General features: G+C 74.2%; 16 protein-coding genes. 9 read left to right on the top strand and 7 right to left on the bottom strand.

Going from position 1 to position 14,230, the window contains the following annotated elements; genetic code table 11:
- The 3 genes from FGE12_RS25065 to FGE12_RS25075 all read right to left on the bottom strand — a co-directional run bounded on the left by FGE12_RS25065 (window position 1) and on the right by FGE12_RS25075 (window position 2,275).
- The gene (locus tag FGE12_RS25065; RefSeq protein WP_153869130.1) at window positions 1–1,287 is read right to left on the bottom strand and encodes a universal stress protein; all 1,287 of its coding nucleotides are present in this window, start codon (window positions 1,285–1,287) and stop codon (window positions 1–3) included.
- A 15-nt stretch (window positions 1,288–1,302) separates the two neighbouring features.
- Window positions 1,303–1,743 carry a universal stress protein gene (locus FGE12_RS25070; RefSeq protein ID WP_194798252.1) on the bottom strand — a complete coding sequence of 147 codons (441 nt, stop codon included), beginning with the start codon at window positions 1,741–1,743 and terminating at the stop codon, window positions 1,303–1,305.
- A 133-nt stretch (window positions 1,744–1,876) separates the two neighbouring features.
- Entirely contained in the window at window positions 1,877–2,275 is a 399-nt protein-coding gene (locus tag FGE12_RS25075) for a hypothetical protein (RefSeq protein ID WP_153869132.1), read from the bottom strand.
- Window positions 2,276–2,409: 134 nt separating this feature from the next.
- On the opposite strand from FGE12_RS25075, the gene FGE12_RS25080 reads away from it, so the two are divergent.
- The 3 genes from FGE12_RS25080 (at window position 2,410) to FGE12_RS25090 (ending at window position 4,791) form a co-directional block, all read left to right on the top strand.
- Window positions 2,410–3,708 (top strand): ATP-dependent 6-phosphofructokinase, encoded by a 1,299-nt coding sequence (locus FGE12_RS25080; RefSeq protein WP_370459141.1) that lies wholly within the window; start codon window positions 2,410–2,412, stop codon window positions 3,706–3,708.
- A gap of 63 nt (window positions 3,709–3,771) precedes the next feature.
- On the top strand, window positions 3,772–4,314 hold the full coding sequence (locus tag FGE12_RS25085) for a YbaK/EbsC family protein (RefSeq protein ID WP_194798253.1): 543 nt from the start codon (window positions 3,772–3,774) through the stop codon (window positions 4,312–4,314).
- 21 nt (window positions 4,315–4,335) lie between these two features.
- Entirely contained in the window at window positions 4,336–4,791 is a 456-nt protein-coding gene (locus tag FGE12_RS25090; protein ID WP_228531081.1) for a spore germination protein GerW family protein, read from the top strand.
- Here the strand turns inward: FGE12_RS25090 and FGE12_RS25095 are convergent, their stop codons facing one another.
- Complete coding sequence (locus FGE12_RS25095; RefSeq protein WP_228531082.1) at window positions 4,792–5,325, bottom strand: flavodoxin domain-containing protein; 534 nt, start codon at window positions 5,323–5,325, stop codon at window positions 4,792–4,794.
- A gap of 147 nt (window positions 5,326–5,472) precedes the next feature.
- On the opposite strand from FGE12_RS25095, the gene FGE12_RS25100 reads away from it, so the two are divergent.
- The 5 genes from FGE12_RS25100 to FGE12_RS25120 all read left to right on the top strand — a co-directional run bounded on the left by FGE12_RS25100 (window position 5,473) and on the right by FGE12_RS25120 (window position 10,720).
- The gene (locus tag FGE12_RS25100; protein ID WP_153869135.1) at window positions 5,473–6,948 is read left to right on the top strand and encodes a glycosyltransferase; all 1,476 of its coding nucleotides are present in this window, start codon (window positions 5,473–5,475) and stop codon (window positions 6,946–6,948) included.
- Window positions 6,949–7,102: 154 nt separating this feature from the next.
- Complete coding sequence (locus FGE12_RS25105) at window positions 7,103–7,891, top strand: DUF3108 domain-containing protein (RefSeq protein WP_194798254.1); 789 nt, start codon at window positions 7,103–7,105, stop codon at window positions 7,889–7,891.
- A 3-nt stretch (window positions 7,892–7,894) separates the two neighbouring features.
- The gene (locus FGE12_RS25110) at window positions 7,895–8,488 is read left to right on the top strand and encodes a YceI family protein (protein ID WP_153869137.1); all 594 of its coding nucleotides are present in this window, start codon (window positions 7,895–7,897) and stop codon (window positions 8,486–8,488) included.
- A gap of 72 nt (window positions 8,489–8,560) precedes the next feature.
- Entirely contained in the window at window positions 8,561–9,844 is a 1,284-nt protein-coding gene (locus FGE12_RS25115; RefSeq protein ID WP_153869138.1) for a porin, read from the top strand.
- A 117-nt stretch (window positions 9,845–9,961) separates the two neighbouring features.
- Complete coding sequence (locus tag FGE12_RS25120) at window positions 9,962–10,720, top strand: GGDEF domain-containing protein (protein WP_194798255.1); 759 nt, start codon at window positions 9,962–9,964, stop codon at window positions 10,718–10,720.
- A 29-nt stretch (window positions 10,721–10,749) separates the two neighbouring features.
- Here the strand turns inward: FGE12_RS25120 and FGE12_RS25125 are convergent, their stop codons facing one another.
- From FGE12_RS25125 to FGE12_RS25135, 3 genes are all read right to left on the bottom strand, one after another.
- Complete coding sequence (locus tag FGE12_RS25125; RefSeq protein WP_194798256.1) at window positions 10,750–11,346, bottom strand: suppressor of fused domain protein; 597 nt, start codon at window positions 11,344–11,346, stop codon at window positions 10,750–10,752.
- A 73-nt stretch (window positions 11,347–11,419) separates the two neighbouring features.
- Window positions 11,420–11,890 carry a hypothetical protein gene (locus FGE12_RS25130; protein WP_153869141.1) on the bottom strand — a complete coding sequence of 157 codons (471 nt, stop codon included), beginning with the start codon at window positions 11,888–11,890 and terminating at the stop codon, window positions 11,420–11,422.
- Between the two features lie 78 nt (window positions 11,891–11,968).
- Window positions 11,969–13,021 carry a hypothetical protein gene (locus FGE12_RS25135; RefSeq protein ID WP_153869142.1) on the bottom strand — a complete coding sequence of 351 codons (1,053 nt, stop codon included), beginning with the start codon at window positions 13,019–13,021 and terminating at the stop codon, window positions 11,969–11,971.
- A gap of 137 nt (window positions 13,022–13,158) precedes the next feature.
- Between FGE12_RS25135 and FGE12_RS25140 the strand changes: the two genes are divergently transcribed.
- The gene (locus FGE12_RS25140) at window positions 13,159–14,178 is read left to right on the top strand and encodes a 2-hydroxyacid dehydrogenase (RefSeq protein ID WP_153869143.1); all 1,020 of its coding nucleotides are present in this window, start codon (window positions 13,159–13,161) and stop codon (window positions 14,176–14,178) included.
- Window positions 14,179–14,230 lie beyond the last annotated feature (52 nt).

Here is a 14,230-nt window from a genome sequence, read left to right on the forward strand (position 1 = left end):
CTAGCGCGCCGCGGTGCGCAGCACGAGCACGGGCCTGCGGCTGAGGGCGAGCACCTCCTGCGCCACCGAGCCGAGCACGGCGCGCGCGAGCGTGCCCCGCCCGCGCGAGCCGAGGCAGACGAGGTCTGCGTCCAGCCGCTCCGCCGCCTGGGTGAGCGCGAGCGCCGGGTCGTCTCCCCACAAGACTTCGACGAGCACCTCGCGCCCGTGCAGCCCCCAGGGCACGCGCTGGCGCAGCAGCCGCTCCGTGGCGCGGCGCTCGTCCACCGAGGGCTGCGCCCTCAGCACCGTCACCAGGTGCACCTGCGAGCCGGGCGGCGCGAGCGCCAGCGCGAGGGGCAGCGCCGCGTCGCCGGACTCGGTGAGGTCCGTGGCCACCAGCAGCCGCCGCACGGTGGGCAGGGGCAGCTCGCCGTGGGAGGCCGAGGCGCGCACCGGCACCGCCGCCACGGCCATGGGCGCGAGCCGCAGCGCGTGGTGCCCCACGCTCCAGAGCTTGCTCAAGGCCTTGTGCGGGTGGTGGCCCACGACGAGCAGGTCCGCCTGCTCCTCGCGCGCGAGCGCCACCACGTCGTCCGCCACGCGCCCCAGCCCCGCGCGCAGCCGCAGCGGCACGGGCCCGCCGTCCGGGCGCGGGCCGGCGAGCGCGCCCAGCTCGCGCTCGAGCGCCCGCTGCAGCTCCGGGGTCACCTCGTCGAAGGTGCGCGGCTGCGGGAGCCCGAGCCGGCGGGCCTCGTCGTGCGCGTGGAAGACGTGGCCCGCCACCACCTCCAGGGGCCCTGCCTCCTGCAGCTCGGCGAGCCACGCGCGCGCTGCCTGCGTGCCGCGCGAGCGGTCCACCCCCAGCAGCACCCGCAGCGGCCGGCTCGCGGAGAGCCAGGCCTCGAAGGGCGCGGGGTCCTCCACCCGCAGCAGGGGCAGCGCCGTGGCCTGCGCGATGCGGTCCAGGCTCCCGCCCACGCCCTCGAAGGGGGCCCGGCGCGCGGCCGCCCCCACCACCACCAGGCGCGCCGTGCGCTGCGCAGCGAAGGGCGCGAGCACCTGCTCGGGCGCGCCCTCCAGCAGCGCGGTGTGCACGTCCGCGTGCAGGTGGCGCAGGCGCGTGGCCTCCTCGCGCAGCAGGGCCTGCAGCCCCTCGCGCACGGGCTCGGCGGCGGCCGCGAGCGCCTCGGGGCTCGCGCAGTGCACGAGCCACAGCGCGAGGCGGCGGCGCGCGGCGAGCAGCGCCGCCACGGTGGCCGCCCCGGAGGCGCCGCGGGAGAAGTCGGTTGCGCACAGGATGCTCACGGCGCCGTGCCTCTCTCAGTGCACCACCAGCACCGGGCGCTTGCTCAGGCGCACGAGCCGGTCCGACGTGCTGCCCAGCAGCATCCGCCGCAGTGCTCCCTTGCCGTTGCTGCCCACCGCCACCAGGTCGAAGCCGCCGCGCTCGGCGGACTCCGCCAGCTCGAGCGGCGGGTTGCCGGTGAGCAGCAGCGTCTCCACCGCCAGGCCCTTGCCGCGCAGCCGCTCGGCGGCCGCGGACGTGACCGCCTCGGCCACGCGCCGCTCCTGCTGCGCCACCGCGGCGGTGACCTCCGGGTCCACCAGCGCCGCGGGGTAGGCGTCCAGCGGGTAGGCGAGCGGGTTGATGACGTGCGCCACCGTCACCTGCGCCTTCACCGGCCCGGCGAGCTCCGCCGCCAGCTCCACGGCCCGGTCCGAGGGCTCGGAGCCATCCACCCCTACGAGGATCCGCTTCATGTGCCGCCTCCTTGCGCGTCCTCCCCCGCCCATTGCATGCCGCGGGCCGGGTGTGACCCGGGCGCAGGTACACCCGGTCGCGCGCAGGATGTGCGCAGGCCGTGCCCTGCTGCGCAGCGCTTTCGCGGCGGCCCTAGCGCGGCGCGGCGGGCGTGGTCGCGGTCTCGGGCGGGCCCTTCTGCAGCTGCACGTCGCCGGTGCGCGGGTCCACGCGCAGGTCCAGCTGGGGCGCGCCCTGGTGCGCCGCGTAGCTCAGCCACCAGGCACCCTCGCGCATCTTCGCCATCACCAGCTCCACCTGGTAGCCGCGCGTCGCGAGGTACGCCCCGCCCAGGCGCACCGCCGTGTCGTAGCCCATGTTCAGTTCGGTGGAGGAGGCAGGCGGTGGAGGCGTCGGGGAGACGGGGCGCACGTCCTCGCCCTGGCTCGCGCAGCCGGCGGCGAGCAGTGCGGCGAGCAGGGTGGGGCGGGACAGCGCGGCGGGCGCTCCGGGAAAGGGGGCCCTGCACTTCGACGGCGGCGGGTACACCATGAGCCTGCTCCCCCACCCACCGGGCGCCCCGTGCTCGAGGACGAGGTGGCGCGCGCGCGGCGCTCGCGCAGGCGGGTGGTCAGGCTAAGAGTGCGCACTCACCTCTTTGGGAGCCATACGCCAGGAGTCATGCGGTGCTGACACAGGCAGAGCTGGACGTGACCACGCTGGGGGAGCGCACGCTGCCCTCGCCCCTGCACCTCGCCTCGAGCCATCCGGGCTACCCGTACGTCCCCGACGGCGCCCGCGTGCGCCTGCGGGTGGAGCTGCCCGAGGGGCCCGAGGCGGCGCTCAGCCTGGAGCGCGCGGGGCCTCGCGAGCGCCTCTTCTTCCGCCCCGCCTCCACGCGCGCGGCCCTGCTCACCACCGGCGGCCTGTGCCCCGGGCTCAACAACGTGGTGCGCTCCGCGGTGCTGGAGCTCCACTACCGCTACGGCGTGCGCGACATCCTCGGGGTGCGCTTCGGCTTCGAGGGGCTCAACCCCGAGGTGGGCCTGCCGCTCCTCCCGCTCGGCCCCCACGAGGTGACGGACATCCACCGCATGGGCGGCAGCTTCCTCGGCGTCTCGCGCGGACGGCAGGACGTCGGCGTGATGGCGGACACGCTGGAGCGCGCGCGCATCGACCTGCTGCTCGTCATCGGCGGGGACGGAACGCTCAAGGGCGCGCACGCGCTCGCGGCCGAGCTGCAGCGGCGCCGGGCGCGCATCGCCGTGGTCGGGGTGCCCAAGACCATCGACGCGGACGTGGGCTTCGTGGACAAGACCTTCGGCTTCGAGACCGCCGTGGAGCACGCGCGCATGGCGGTGGACGCGGTGCACGCCGAGGCCACCGGTGCGCGCAACGGCGTGGGGCTGGTGAAGCTGATGGGGCGCGACTCGGGCTTCGTCGCCGCCACCACGACGCTCGCCGCGGAGGACGTGAACTTCTGCCTCGTGCCCGAGGTGCCCTTCACCCTGGAGGGCGAGGGGGGCCTGCTCGCCGCGCTCGAGCGCCGCCTGCGCGCGCGCGGCCACGCCGTGGTGGTGGTGGCCGAGGGCTGCGGCGCGAGCCTCGCCGGCGCGGGCGCCGAGCGCGATGCCTCGGGCAACCTGCGCTACGCCTCGGCGGACGCGGACATCGGGCCCTACCTGCGCGACGCCATCCGCGCGCACCTGGAGCGGGTGGGGCTCCCCTCCACGGTGAAGTACATCGACCCGAGCTACATGATCCGCTCGGTGCGCGCGAGTGCCGCGGACGCCGTGTACGCGAGCGCGCTCGCCCGCCACGCCGTGCACGCGGCCATGGCCGGCTACACCGACCTGCTCATCGGCCGCATGCACCGCGTCTTCACCCACGTGCCGCTCGCGCTCGCCACCCGCGAGCGCAAGCGCATCGACCCGAACGGCGAGCTGTGGCACGCCGTGCTCGAGGCAACCGGCCAGCCGGCCTGACGCCCGGCCCCCGGCCCCCGCGCGCCGCATCGCCTGAAAGGGCGGGTTGGAGCCTCCCGCGCCGTGCGCAGCTTGCACGGCGTGATTGCCCCACGCATCCGAGCGCACCTCGAGCGGGCGCGCGTGCCCTTCCAGACCCACCGCCACCCGCGCGCCGTGGGGGCGCAGCAGGTGGCGTCCGCGCTGCACGTGACCGGCTACCAGGTGGCCAAGGGGGTGCTCGTCCAGGTGGACGGGAGGCCATGGATCGCCGCGCTGCGCGCGCCCGAGCGCGTGGATCCGGAGCGGCTCGCCCGGCTGCTCTCGGCGCGCAGCGTGCGCCTCCTGGAGGAGCGCGAGTTCGCCCCCCTCTTCCCCGACTGCGAGCCCGGCGCCGAGCCGCTGCTCGGCTCGCTCTACGGGCTGCGCCTCGCGCTCGACGCGGAGCTGCTGCGCGGCCCGCACCTGCTCTTCCACGCGGGCAGCCACGACGAGGTGGTGGAGCTGCGCGTCGAGGACCTGGTGGCGCTCGAGCACCCCCACGTGGGGCGCTTCGGCCGCGAGCCGCTCGACGCGGTTCCGCGCAGCACGCCGTACGAGGAGAGCGCGGGGGCGACCGGCGGCTGAGCCTGAAGAAGGAGGCAGACCATGGAACGCAGTGGCGAGCGCAGCAGCAGCGGCAACGGAGGAGCAGGTCAGGCCTGGATGGAGCAGCTGCAGGCCTCGCTCGGCGCGCAGCGCGTGTTCGGCGCGCCGGTGGAGCGCGAGGGCACCCTCATCCTGCCCGTGGCCAGCGTGCGCGGCGGGGGCGGGGGCGGCTCGGGGCCTGCGGCCGGGGGACAGGCGAGCAGCCAGGGCGCGGGCGGCGGCTTCGGGCTCTCGGCGAAGCCCGCCGGGGTGTTCGTCGTGCGCGAGGGGCGCGTGTCGTGGCGCCCCGCGGTGGATGCGAACCGCGTGCTGCTCGGCGTGCAGCTGCTGCTGGCGATGGGCTTCTGGGTGGGCGTGGCGCGGTGGCGGCGCAACGAGCGGGCCTCGCTGCGGCGCACGCTGCAGCGGCGGCTGATGGTGCGGGCGCTGCGGCGGCGCCTCGCGCGCGAGCGCTGATCAGGGCGTGCGCAGCTCGGAGGCGCCGAGCCAGCCCTGGGGTGCCGCGCGCGGCAGGGACACCGCGATGGAGGCGGCCCAGCGCTGGATGAAGGCGGGGTTTCTCCAGTCCCCCGCGTGCTGCCTCGCCATGGCGTGCGCGATGGGGCCCTTCGCGTCCGGCAGCAGCCGTCCGCCGAAGGTGACGTGCCCGCGCGCCCCGATGCGCGCGAGCAGCTTCTGCACGCCGGGCACCGCCGGGAGCTGCTCGCCGCGGGTCGCCGAGTCGTCGAGCGGGCCGCTGGAGAAGAGCCACACCGGCAGGGCGCGCAGCGCGGCCTCGTGCCGCAGGACGAAGCGGCGCGCGTCCCGGTGCCAGCGCCCCATGTACAGCGCTCCGCCCAGCACCACCGCGCCGTAGCCCTCGAGCGCGTCCACCTCGCTCGCCGCTCGCACGTCCACCGCGAAGCCGGCCAGGCGCAGCACCTCCGCCACCATCTGCGCGATGCCCTCCGTGCCTCCGCGCTCCGAGCCGTACGCGACCAGTATCCGCATGACGTCCTCCATCCTTCCGCGCTCGCACTGCATCGCGCGGACCAGCGCGCGCGGCCTCGCGGCCGGGGTCGCGTGCGCAGATCTTGCGCGGCACCGCGCGCGCCCAGGCCCTACCTTGAGAGGACCCACTGCCAGGGAGGTGTCCGCATGCTGCGCCCCACGGAGGTCCACGTCGGCGCGGACGCGCTCGAGCCCTTCGCCCACTACGTGAGCGAGGAGACGTGGAGCGCCTTCCAGCGCGTGCTCGCCGAGGCGCGCGCGCGCATGGTGGGGCGCACCTGGTGGAACGTGAGCTCCACCGCGCGCGGGGGCGGCGTGGCGGAGATGCTCGCCTCCCTGCTGCGCTACGGACGGGGCGCCGGCGTGGACGCCCGCTGGCTCGTCATCGAGGGCACCCCCGACTTCTTCCACGTCACCAAGCGGCTGCACCACGCACTGCACGGCTCGTCCGGGGACGGCTCGCCGCTGGGCCCCGTGGAGCACGCGCTGTACGACGAGGTGCTGCGCGACAACCTGGAGGAGATGGTCGCGCTGGTGCGCCCCGGAGACGTGGTGCTGCTGCACGACCCGCAGACGGCGGGGCTCGCGCCGGCGCTCTCCGCGCTCGGGGCCCAGGTGGCCTGGCGCTGCCATATCGGCAGCGACCGGGCAGACGCGGAGGTGGCGCGCGGCTGGAGCTTCCTCCTGCCGCCGCTCGCCGCCGCGCGCGCCACCGTCTTCACCCGCCCCGCCTACGTGCCCGCGGCGCTCGCCGCGCGCAGCGTCATCATCCGCCCCTCCATCGACATCTTCTCGGTGAAGAACCAGGACCTCGAGCCGCGCGCCGCGCTCGCCATCCTCGCGCACACGGGGCTCTTGCAGGTGCCCGGGGACGTGGGGCCTCCCTGCTACCGCCGCCACGACGGCGTGCTCGCGCGGGTGGACCGCTGCGCGGACCTGGTGCGCAACGGCCCCGCCCCCACCCCGGAGGCGCCGCTGGTGGTGCAGGTGTCGCGCTGGGACCCGCTCAAGGACCCCGCCGGCGTGATGGAGGGCTTCGCGCACCTGCTGCGGATGGCGCCCGGGCTCGGCGCGGGCGCGCATCTCGTGCTCGCCGGGCCCAGCGTGACGGCGGTGGCGGACGACCCGGAGGCCGCGGCCACCTTCGCCGACGTCACGGCGCGCTGGCAGCAGCTGCCGCACGCGGTGCGCGCCCGCGTGCACCTCGCCTGCCTCCCCATGGCGGACCTCGAGGAGAACGCCGCCATCGTGAACGCGCTGCAGCGCCGCGCCACCGTCATCGTCCAGAAGAGCCTGGAGGAGGGCTTCGGCCTCACCGTCACCGAGGCCATGTGGAAGGGGCGCCCCGTGGTGGCGAGCGCCGTGGGCGGCATCCAGGACCAGCTGGTGGACGGCGAGCACGGGCTGCTGCTGCAGGACCCGCGCGACCTGGAGGCCTTCGCGCGCGCCCTGCGCCGCCTCCTCGAGGACCCGCCCCTCGCCGAGCGCCTCGGCCAGGCTGCGCGCCGGCGCGTGCTCGACGAGTTCACCGTGCTGCGCCACTTCATCGACTACGCGCAGCTCCTCGTCCGACTGGACGCCGCGCCGCGCGAGGCGCCGCTGCACGAGGCCGCCGCGCCCTGAGCCCCGTGTAGGCAGGGGTGGGCAGACGGCGGTCCGCCCGGCCGGCCGCAAACCCTGCGCCTTCGCGCAAGGCTGAGCGAAAGCGCTGCGCGTCGGGAATGCGCCGCGCTCGGGGAGTGCCGCGGCACGACAAATGAAGTGGGGGAGGGGCGTGATGACGCTCCGCCCCGCCACCCTCCGCCGCGCCCTCCTCGCCGCCGCGATGGTGCTCGGCGCCCTGGCGCTCGCGGTGGCCCCGGTGGCGAGCGCGCAGCCCGCGGCGGCCGCGCGCCCCTTCGCCGCGGGCGAGGCGCTCCCCTACGACGTCTCGCTGGGCCGCTTCGGCAAGTGCGGCACCGGCTGGCTGCGCGTGGAGCGCGCGCCCGCGCTGCGCGGCGAGGCGGTGGAGTTGCTGCGCTTCGACTTCGAGGCGAAGGTGGGCCCCTTCCACGTGCAGCACCACTCGCGCTCGTGGCTGAGCCAGGGGCGCCTCGCCTCGCTGCGCTACTTCATCGACGAGCGCGCCCCCTTCCAGAAGCCCGTGCAGGACCTGGTGGAGCTGTACCCGGAGCAGCAGCGCTGGGAGGGCGCGCGCGCCCGCGGTGCGAGCACCACGCGCGAGCCGCTCGACGAGCTCTCCTTCCTCTACGCCGTGCGCACCCTCGCGCTCGAGCCCGGCGCGAGCCTGCGCCTCGACCGGCACTTCGACCCGCGCCGCAACCCCGTCAGCGTGCGCGTGCTCGGCCGCGAGCGGGTGCAGGTGCCCGCGGGCTCTTTCGATGCGCTCCTCGTGGAGCTCGAGGTGAAGGACCCCCAGCGCTACGGCGGCCGCGGCGTGCTGCGCATCCACCTCACCGACGACGCGCGCCGCCTGCCGGTGCGCATCGAGTCCGAGGTCCCCATCGCGGGCCACCTCGTGCTCGAGCTGCAGCGCCTTCCCGTCGCACCCGAAGAGGAGAGCTGACCCATGCGCAAGCGCTTCATCCCCCTGATTCTCGGCACCCTCGCCTGGGCGGGCACCGCCGCCGCGCAGGACATTCGCGTGGCTCCCGGCGCCAGCCTCGCCGTGGACGGCGACTCCACCGTGCGCGCCTTCAGCTGCAAGGCGCAGAAGCTGGACGTGAAGCTGCAGCAGGCCGAGGGCGCGAGCCTCGCCCCGGACGCGCTCGCCAGCGCCCTCACCGGGCTCTCCTTCGAGCTGCCCTTGGCGCAACTGGATTGCGCCAACGACACGATGAACGAGCACATGCGCAAGGCGATGCAGGCCGAGGCGCACCCCACCATCGGCTTCAAGATGAGCGGCTACACCGCCGGCGCGCCCCAGGCAGACGGCCGCCGCGTGCTGCGCATCCGCGGCGACCTCACGCTCGCCGGCAACACGCGGCCCGTGGAGCTCACCGGCATCGCCGCCTCCACCCCGCAGGGCCTGCGCGTGCAGGGCCGGCACGCGCTTCGCATGACGGAGTGGGGTGTGAAGCCGCCGAGCCTGATGCTCGGGACCATGAAGGTGCGCGAGGACGTGGTCATCCGCTTCGACGTCGCGCTCGAGCAGCAGCACTAGTCCCCTCTCCCTCCTGACCTCCCCAACCCCTTTCCCCCGCAGCACCGCAGCAACGAAGAGAGGCACACCGCCATGAAGCTCAAGAGCCTGTTCGCAGCAGCCGCAGTCCTCGCCGGAGTCCCGGGAGCGGCCCGCGCCGCCGAGGTGCTCAAGAACGACCACACCACGCTGGACGTGGGTGGCCGGCTCCAGCTGCTCGGCTTCGGGCAGAAGGTGGACGACGCGTACCGCAACGACGCGCGCATGTACCTGTTCCTCAAGCAGGCGCGCCTGCAGATGCAGGGCAACGTGGACGACTGGCGCTTCAAGCTCAGCCTCGCCATGGGCGGCGAGGTGGAGGTGAAGGCGCCCAGCCCCGGCGTGGCGCTGAACCTGCTCGACCTCTACGTGGACATCCCCACCTTCGTCCCCAACACCTACGTGCGCGCGGGCCAGTTCAAGGTGCCCTACAGCCGCGAGCGCCTCATCGACTCGGACAGCATCCTCTTCGCGGAGCGGTCGATCTCGAACCTCACCTTCCGCATGGGGCGTGACGTGGGCGCGGCCGCCTACACGAACCAGGGCCCCTTCGCCGCGGGCCTCGGCGTCTTCACCGCGGGCGGCGGCAGCGTGCCCCAGCGCTTCCTGCCGGAGAACCTCGGCATCCCGATGGTGGCGCTGCGCCTGGGCGTGGACAGCTCGGGGGTGGAGAACATCTTCGCGGAAGGGGTGCGCAGCGCGCAGGCGGAGAAGCCCGAGGGCGCCTTCTTCCTCAACGCCTTCTACGTGAAGGACTCGCAGGTGGGCCACTCGACCGTGTTCAACACGCGGCCGCAGGAGAAGAACCTGCTGCTCAACTCGAACTGGAACCCCTACCTCGCGCAGAGCCCCACGCAGCTGGGCCGGCTGTGGCAGGTGGGTGGCGACCTGAGCGGCCGCGCGCCGGCGGGCCCGGGCACCGTCTCGGGTGAGCTCGAGGGCAACTTCGCGGTGTACCAGAACACCTACGGCGACATCCGCGTGCCCGGCGCCCGCGCCCAGGTGGCCTACGCCTTCGAGGCCTTCCCGGTGACGGCGGCCCTGCGCTACGCGGCCATCCGCCCGGACAAGGACTTCCGCGTGGGCGCCTCGCAGGTGACGGGCACCCAGCTGATGCAGGAGGTGACGCCGAGCCTCCAGTACGTGTTCAAGGGCGCGCACGTGCGGCTCGTCGGCGACCTGCCGGTGCAGGTGAACGTGCCGGTGGTCACGGAGGAGAACATCGGCGCGTACCTGCTCACCGAGCAGCCGGACCAGAGCGCGCTGCTCGCGAAGAACATGCCGGTGGCTCGCCAGAACGTGGTCGAGGCCCGGCTGATGCTCCAGGCCAGCTTCTAGCGGGGTCTCGCTCCCACCCGTGGAAGCGCCCGCACGGCCTGCGCCCCCTCCCGGGCGCAGGCCGTGCGCCTTTGTGGGCGGTGCATGCGGGGTCCCTCCGTGCTTTGCTGCGCCGCCATGCGCCGGGGGGACTCGTTCTATCGGAAGCTCGCACTGCTGCTCGGCCTGGGCGCCCCGCTGGGGTGGCTCGTGCTGCAGGCGCTGCGCGCGAGGCTGCCGGGCGGCAGCGTGGCGGCGGAGCTGCGAGGGGACTGGGTGCTGTACCTGTACCTGTGGGTGGGCAGCACGCTGACGCTGGGGGCGCTGGGCTGGTTCGCGGATGCGCTGGCCCGCGCGAACTCGCAGCTGCGCGGGCTCGCGGTGACGGACGCCACCACCGGGCTGAAGAACACGCGCTACTTCCATGATCGCCTGCGCCGCGAGCTGGTGCGCGCGGGCCGAGAGGGCAGGCCGCTGTGCCTGGTGGCGGCGGACCTGGACCACTTCAAGCGGGTGAACGACGTGTACGGGCACGCCACGGGAGACCTGGTGCTCGCGCGCGTGGCGCAGGTGATGGAGGCGTGCCTGCGCGCGAGCGACGTGGCCTGCCGCGTGGGCGGCGAGGAGTTCAGCCTCATCCTCCCCGGCGCGCTCGAGCAGGACGCGCTGCGGGTGGCCGAGCGCATCCGGCTCGCGGTTGCGGGCCTGCGCATCGCGACGCCCAAGGGGCTGCTGCAGCTGTCGCTCTCGCTGGGCGTGAGCTGCTGCGCACCCGGAGAGACGGGCGAGTCGCTCGCGATGCGCGCGGACGCGGCCCTGTACGCGGCGAAGCGCGGCGGGCGCAACCGCGTGGAGCTCGCCGCGCCGCCTTCCTCCGGGTTGCAGCAGCCGGGTTGATGCGTGTCCCCTCTCCCCCTGGGAGAGGGTCAGGGTGAGGGAAGGGCGCTCCGATCCGCGAGCACGTCGACTCCCCTCTGCTCCCAGTACGCGTGCAGCGCTTCGAGCCCCCGCTCCTGCACGATGCGCCGCTCGGATTCCGGGATGGGCACGACGAAGAGCAGCTTCACGGGCTGCTCCGTCGTCTCGAAGGTGTCCCAGCCCTCGGAGCTGAAGCGCGGGTGCAGCAGCACCGAGCTGCAGTGAGGGAACGCAGGGATGCGTCCCGCGTTCTCCACCACCTGTCCCCAGTCGAGCGCGCGCAGGCTGCGCCACGGCTCTTGTGCGAGGCCCGCGAGGAAGCGGCACACGCGCTCGGTGGTCTCTGGGTCCACGCTACCGCGGACGCCGAGGTGCAGCTCCGCGCGCAGCGTGCTGCCGGGCATGGTGCGCTCGGACATCCCGGTCGTCATGAAGGTGGTGACGTCCACCTCGGCGTCTGCCGGCCACACGCGCACGAGCACGCTCTCGAGCGCGGTGAAGCCGTGCAAGGTGCTAGAGTCGAAGGTGAGCGCGTGCCCGGTGTCGCCGTAGCGCTCGGTCTGCTCACGGAAGACCTGCTTCACCAGGCGGGAGGGCGGGGACATGGGGCGAAGGTAGTCACGCCCTGCCGCGGCTTCCATCTCCCCGCGCGGGCGGGGCTCTCGAGAGGGACCTGCGCTATTCGAGAGTGTCTTCCCTCAGGGACGACGTGGAGCTCCCCTGCGCGTGCTCCACGGTCACGGTCAGATGCGGGCCGCGATGAGGCCACTGCGCGTACTCGGGGTCGAGCACGTGCGCAGGAATCGACGAGCGCCAGGGGGAAGCCGTGAGCACCGCCATCCAGCTCCCCAGCTCCAGGCGCACCTTGCGCGGCACGCTCGGACCGCGGGCGGAGATGACGAACGCGGGGGCAGCGTCCTTCGGGCTCGCCCAGCGCACGTCGGTGACGTCGAAGCCAAGGCTGCGTGCGTCCAGGGTGAAGCTCAGTGTGATCGGCACGTCCCGCTGGAAGTGAGGTGCGGCTGCGCGGGCGGGCGGAGGAGCCGAGGTCGGCACGGCGCGCGGTGCGCACGAGGCCAGGGTGAGCACGAGAAGCAGGTGGAACACAGCCATCTGCTTTCCACTGATGGAGACGTCGAAGCAGCGCATGCGCGGTCTCCTCTCGTTGCGCAGTGAAGGTGCTTCATCCCTCACCCTTTCCCTCTCCCAGGGGGAGAGGGGACATGCTCACGGCTTCGGCATGGCGACCGCAGAGAGCTTCGCGCGCTCCCTCGCCGCGAGCACGCCGGGCACCGCGAGCACCACCACCGCCGCCGTGACCAGCATCGCGCCCACGAGGTCGCGCGCTCCCACGCCCGGCAGTCCCAGCCACAGCGAGAGCGCGAGCGTCGCGCCCACGCCGGACAGCACGCTGGAGGCGCGGTTCACCGGCACGGTGAAGGTGTTCTCGCGCGAGTCGAGCAGCACCAGCCCGCCGAAGATTCCGCCCGCCTGCGAGAGCAGCCCCACCGCGAGCTCCACCCCCAGCGTGGGCCGCGAGAACATCCCCACGAAGCCCTCGCGCAGTTGCTCCGACGCACTGCCGATCCCGAAGAAGGCCCACGCCGCGAGCATCGCCACCAGCGTGGGCGTCGCCACCATCTGCTCCTCGGCGAAGTAGCGCTCGCGTGCCCCCGGAGCATCGCTCTTCGCGAGCCGGCTCATGAAGCGCAGCCGCACGAAGTAGCCCGCCAGGTACACCGCCACGTCCAGCGCGGCCGCGGCGCTGATGCGCAGCTCCGCGCCCGGCCCCGTGGCCGCCCCCAGCGCGAGCAGGCTCAGGCCCAGCGCCACACGCGAGGGCCAGGTCACGTGCCGCCCGCTCACCGCGTCCACCAGCGGCGCGAGCACCAGCACGCCGCCGCGCATCAGCAGCATCATGAAGACGATGGAGGTCCCGGAGAACGTGTACGCGAGCGTCGTGGTCGCGATGATGCCCGCGGTGCAGAGGCCGGAGAGGAAGGTCCACCGGCCCGGCCACGGGAGGCTCACCGGCCCCACGCGCAGCTGTCCTGCATCCCGGAAGCGCCCGCTCAGCAGCAGGTAGCCGTACATGCCCGCCAGCGTCGCGAGCGACGTCGAGGGCAGCAGCACGAAGCCGGGCACGCGCGCGAGCCCCGGCAGCGCGCCCAGGCTCAGCGCCTTGGTCAGGGCGCTGTAGGGCAGGTAGCTGGCGAAGTAGCCGAACGCGAGCCACCAGATGGAAGCGGCCGCACGCGGGGCACTCTGCGGGGCACTCATCGCTCGTCTCTCATGGAGCCCTCTGTATTTCAGGAACCGTGCCCGCTGTCCTCCCCACACGCGCGTAGGGCCATGTGCGCCCGCGGGGAAGCTTCCCTCCGGCCCCGCCCGTTCCCTCCGCAGAGGAGGCTGCTCCCATGCGCATCGCGTTCTTCGACACGCACCGCTTCGACCGCGCCGCCTTCGAGGAGGCGAACGCCGCCTTCGGCCACGCGCTCACCTTCTTGGAGCCGCGCCTCACGCTGCAGACGGCGGGGCTCGCCGCGGGCTTTCCCGGGGTGTGCGCCTTCGTGAACGACACGCTGGACGCGCCCTGCCTGCAGGCGCTCGGGGCCGGTGGTACGCGGCTGGTGGCGTTGCGCTCGGCAGGCTTCAACCAGGTGGACCTGCCGGAGGCCGCGCGCCTGGGCCTCTCCGTGTGCCGCGTGCCCGAGTACTCGCCGGAGGCGGTGGCCGAGCACGCTGCCGCGCTGGTGCTCACGCTGAACCGCAAGGTGCACCGTGCCTATGCGCGGGTGCGCGAGTGGAACTTCTCCCTCGACGGGCTGGTGGGCTTCGACCTGCACGGAAAGACGGTGGCGCTCATCGGGCTCGGGCGCATCGGCCGCGCGGCGGCGCGCATCTTCCGCGGCTTCGGCTGCCGGCTGCTCGGCGTGGACCCGCAGCTCTCGGCGGAGGACGCGCGCGAGCTCGCGCTGGAGCGCGTGGAGCTGGACGCGGCGCTGCGCCAGGCGGACATCGTGTCCCTGCACGTGCCGCTCACTCCCGCCACGCGCCACCTCATCGACGCGGCGGCGCTCGCGAAGCTGAAGCCCGGGGCGATGCTCATCAACACGGGCCGCGGTGCGCTCATCGACAGCCGCGCGCTGCTCGAGTCGCTCAAGAGCGGGCACCTGGGCGCGGCGGGGCTCGACGTCTACGAGGAGGAGGAGGGGGTCTTCTTCCAGGACCTCTCCGGGCAGATGCTGCAGGATGACGTGCTCGCGCGCCTGCTCACCTTCCCGAACGTGCTCGTCACCGCGCACCAGGCCTTCCTCACCCGCGAGGCCCTGCACGCGATTGCCCAGACCACGCTCGCCAGCGTGCAGCGCTTCGAGCGCGGCGAGCCGCTGGGGCCTACGGAGGTGCGGGCCGAGCAGGTGCTGGGTCCCAAGTGACGCGCGCTCCGCCCCGCTCCCTCACCCCGACCCTCTCCCAGGGGGAGAGGGA

It is taken from the genome of Aggregicoccus sp. 17bor-14, assembly GCF_009659535.1.
Lineage (GTDB): Bacteria > Myxococcota > Myxococcia > Myxococcales > Myxococcaceae > Aggregicoccus.

What these genes read in the sequence shown, in the direction of transcription:
- FGE12_RS25070 (WP_194798252.1), bottom strand. Translation starts at nt 1,743, where the DNA reads ATGAAGCGGATCCTCGTAGGGGTGGATGGCTCCGAGCCCTCGGACCGG.
- FGE12_RS25075 (WP_153869132.1), bottom strand. Translation starts at nt 2,275, where the DNA reads ATGGTGTACCCGCCGCCGTCGAAGTGCAGGGCCCCCTTTCCCGGAGCG.
- FGE12_RS25090 (WP_228531081.1), top strand. Translation starts at nt 4,336, where the DNA reads ATGGAACGCAGTGGCGAGCGCAGCAGCAGCGGCAACGGAGGAGCAGGT.
- FGE12_RS25095 (WP_228531082.1), bottom strand. Translation starts at nt 5,325, where the DNA reads ATGCGGATACTGGTCGCGTACGGCTCGGAGCGCGGAGGCACGGAGGGC.
- FGE12_RS25100 (WP_153869135.1), top strand. Translation starts at nt 5,473, where the DNA reads ATGCTGCGCCCCACGGAGGTCCACGTCGGCGCGGACGCGCTCGAGCCC.
- FGE12_RS25105 (WP_194798254.1), top strand. Translation starts at nt 7,103, where the DNA reads ATGACGCTCCGCCCCGCCACCCTCCGCCGCGCCCTCCTCGCCGCCGCG.
- FGE12_RS25110 (WP_153869137.1), top strand. Translation starts at nt 7,895, where the DNA reads ATGCGCAAGCGCTTCATCCCCCTGATTCTCGGCACCCTCGCCTGGGCG.
- FGE12_RS25115 (WP_153869138.1), top strand. Translation starts at nt 8,561, where the DNA reads ATGAAGCTCAAGAGCCTGTTCGCAGCAGCCGCAGTCCTCGCCGGAGTC.
- FGE12_RS25120 (WP_194798255.1), top strand. Translation starts at nt 9,962, where the DNA reads ATGCGCCGGGGGGACTCGTTCTATCGGAAGCTCGCACTGCTGCTCGGC.
- FGE12_RS25125 (WP_194798256.1), bottom strand. Translation starts at nt 11,346, where the DNA reads ATGTCCCCGCCCTCCCGCCTGGTGAAGCAGGTCTTCCGTGAGCAGACC.
- FGE12_RS25130 (WP_153869141.1), bottom strand. Translation starts at nt 11,890, where the DNA reads ATGCGCTGCTTCGACGTCTCCATCAGTGGAAAGCAGATGGCTGTGTTC.
- FGE12_RS25135 (WP_153869142.1), bottom strand. Translation starts at nt 13,021, where the DNA reads ATGAGTGCCCCGCAGAGTGCCCCGCGTGCGGCCGCTTCCATCTGGTGG.
- FGE12_RS25140 (WP_153869143.1), top strand. Translation starts at nt 13,159, where the DNA reads ATGCGCATCGCGTTCTTCGACACGCACCGCTTCGACCGCGCCGCCTTC.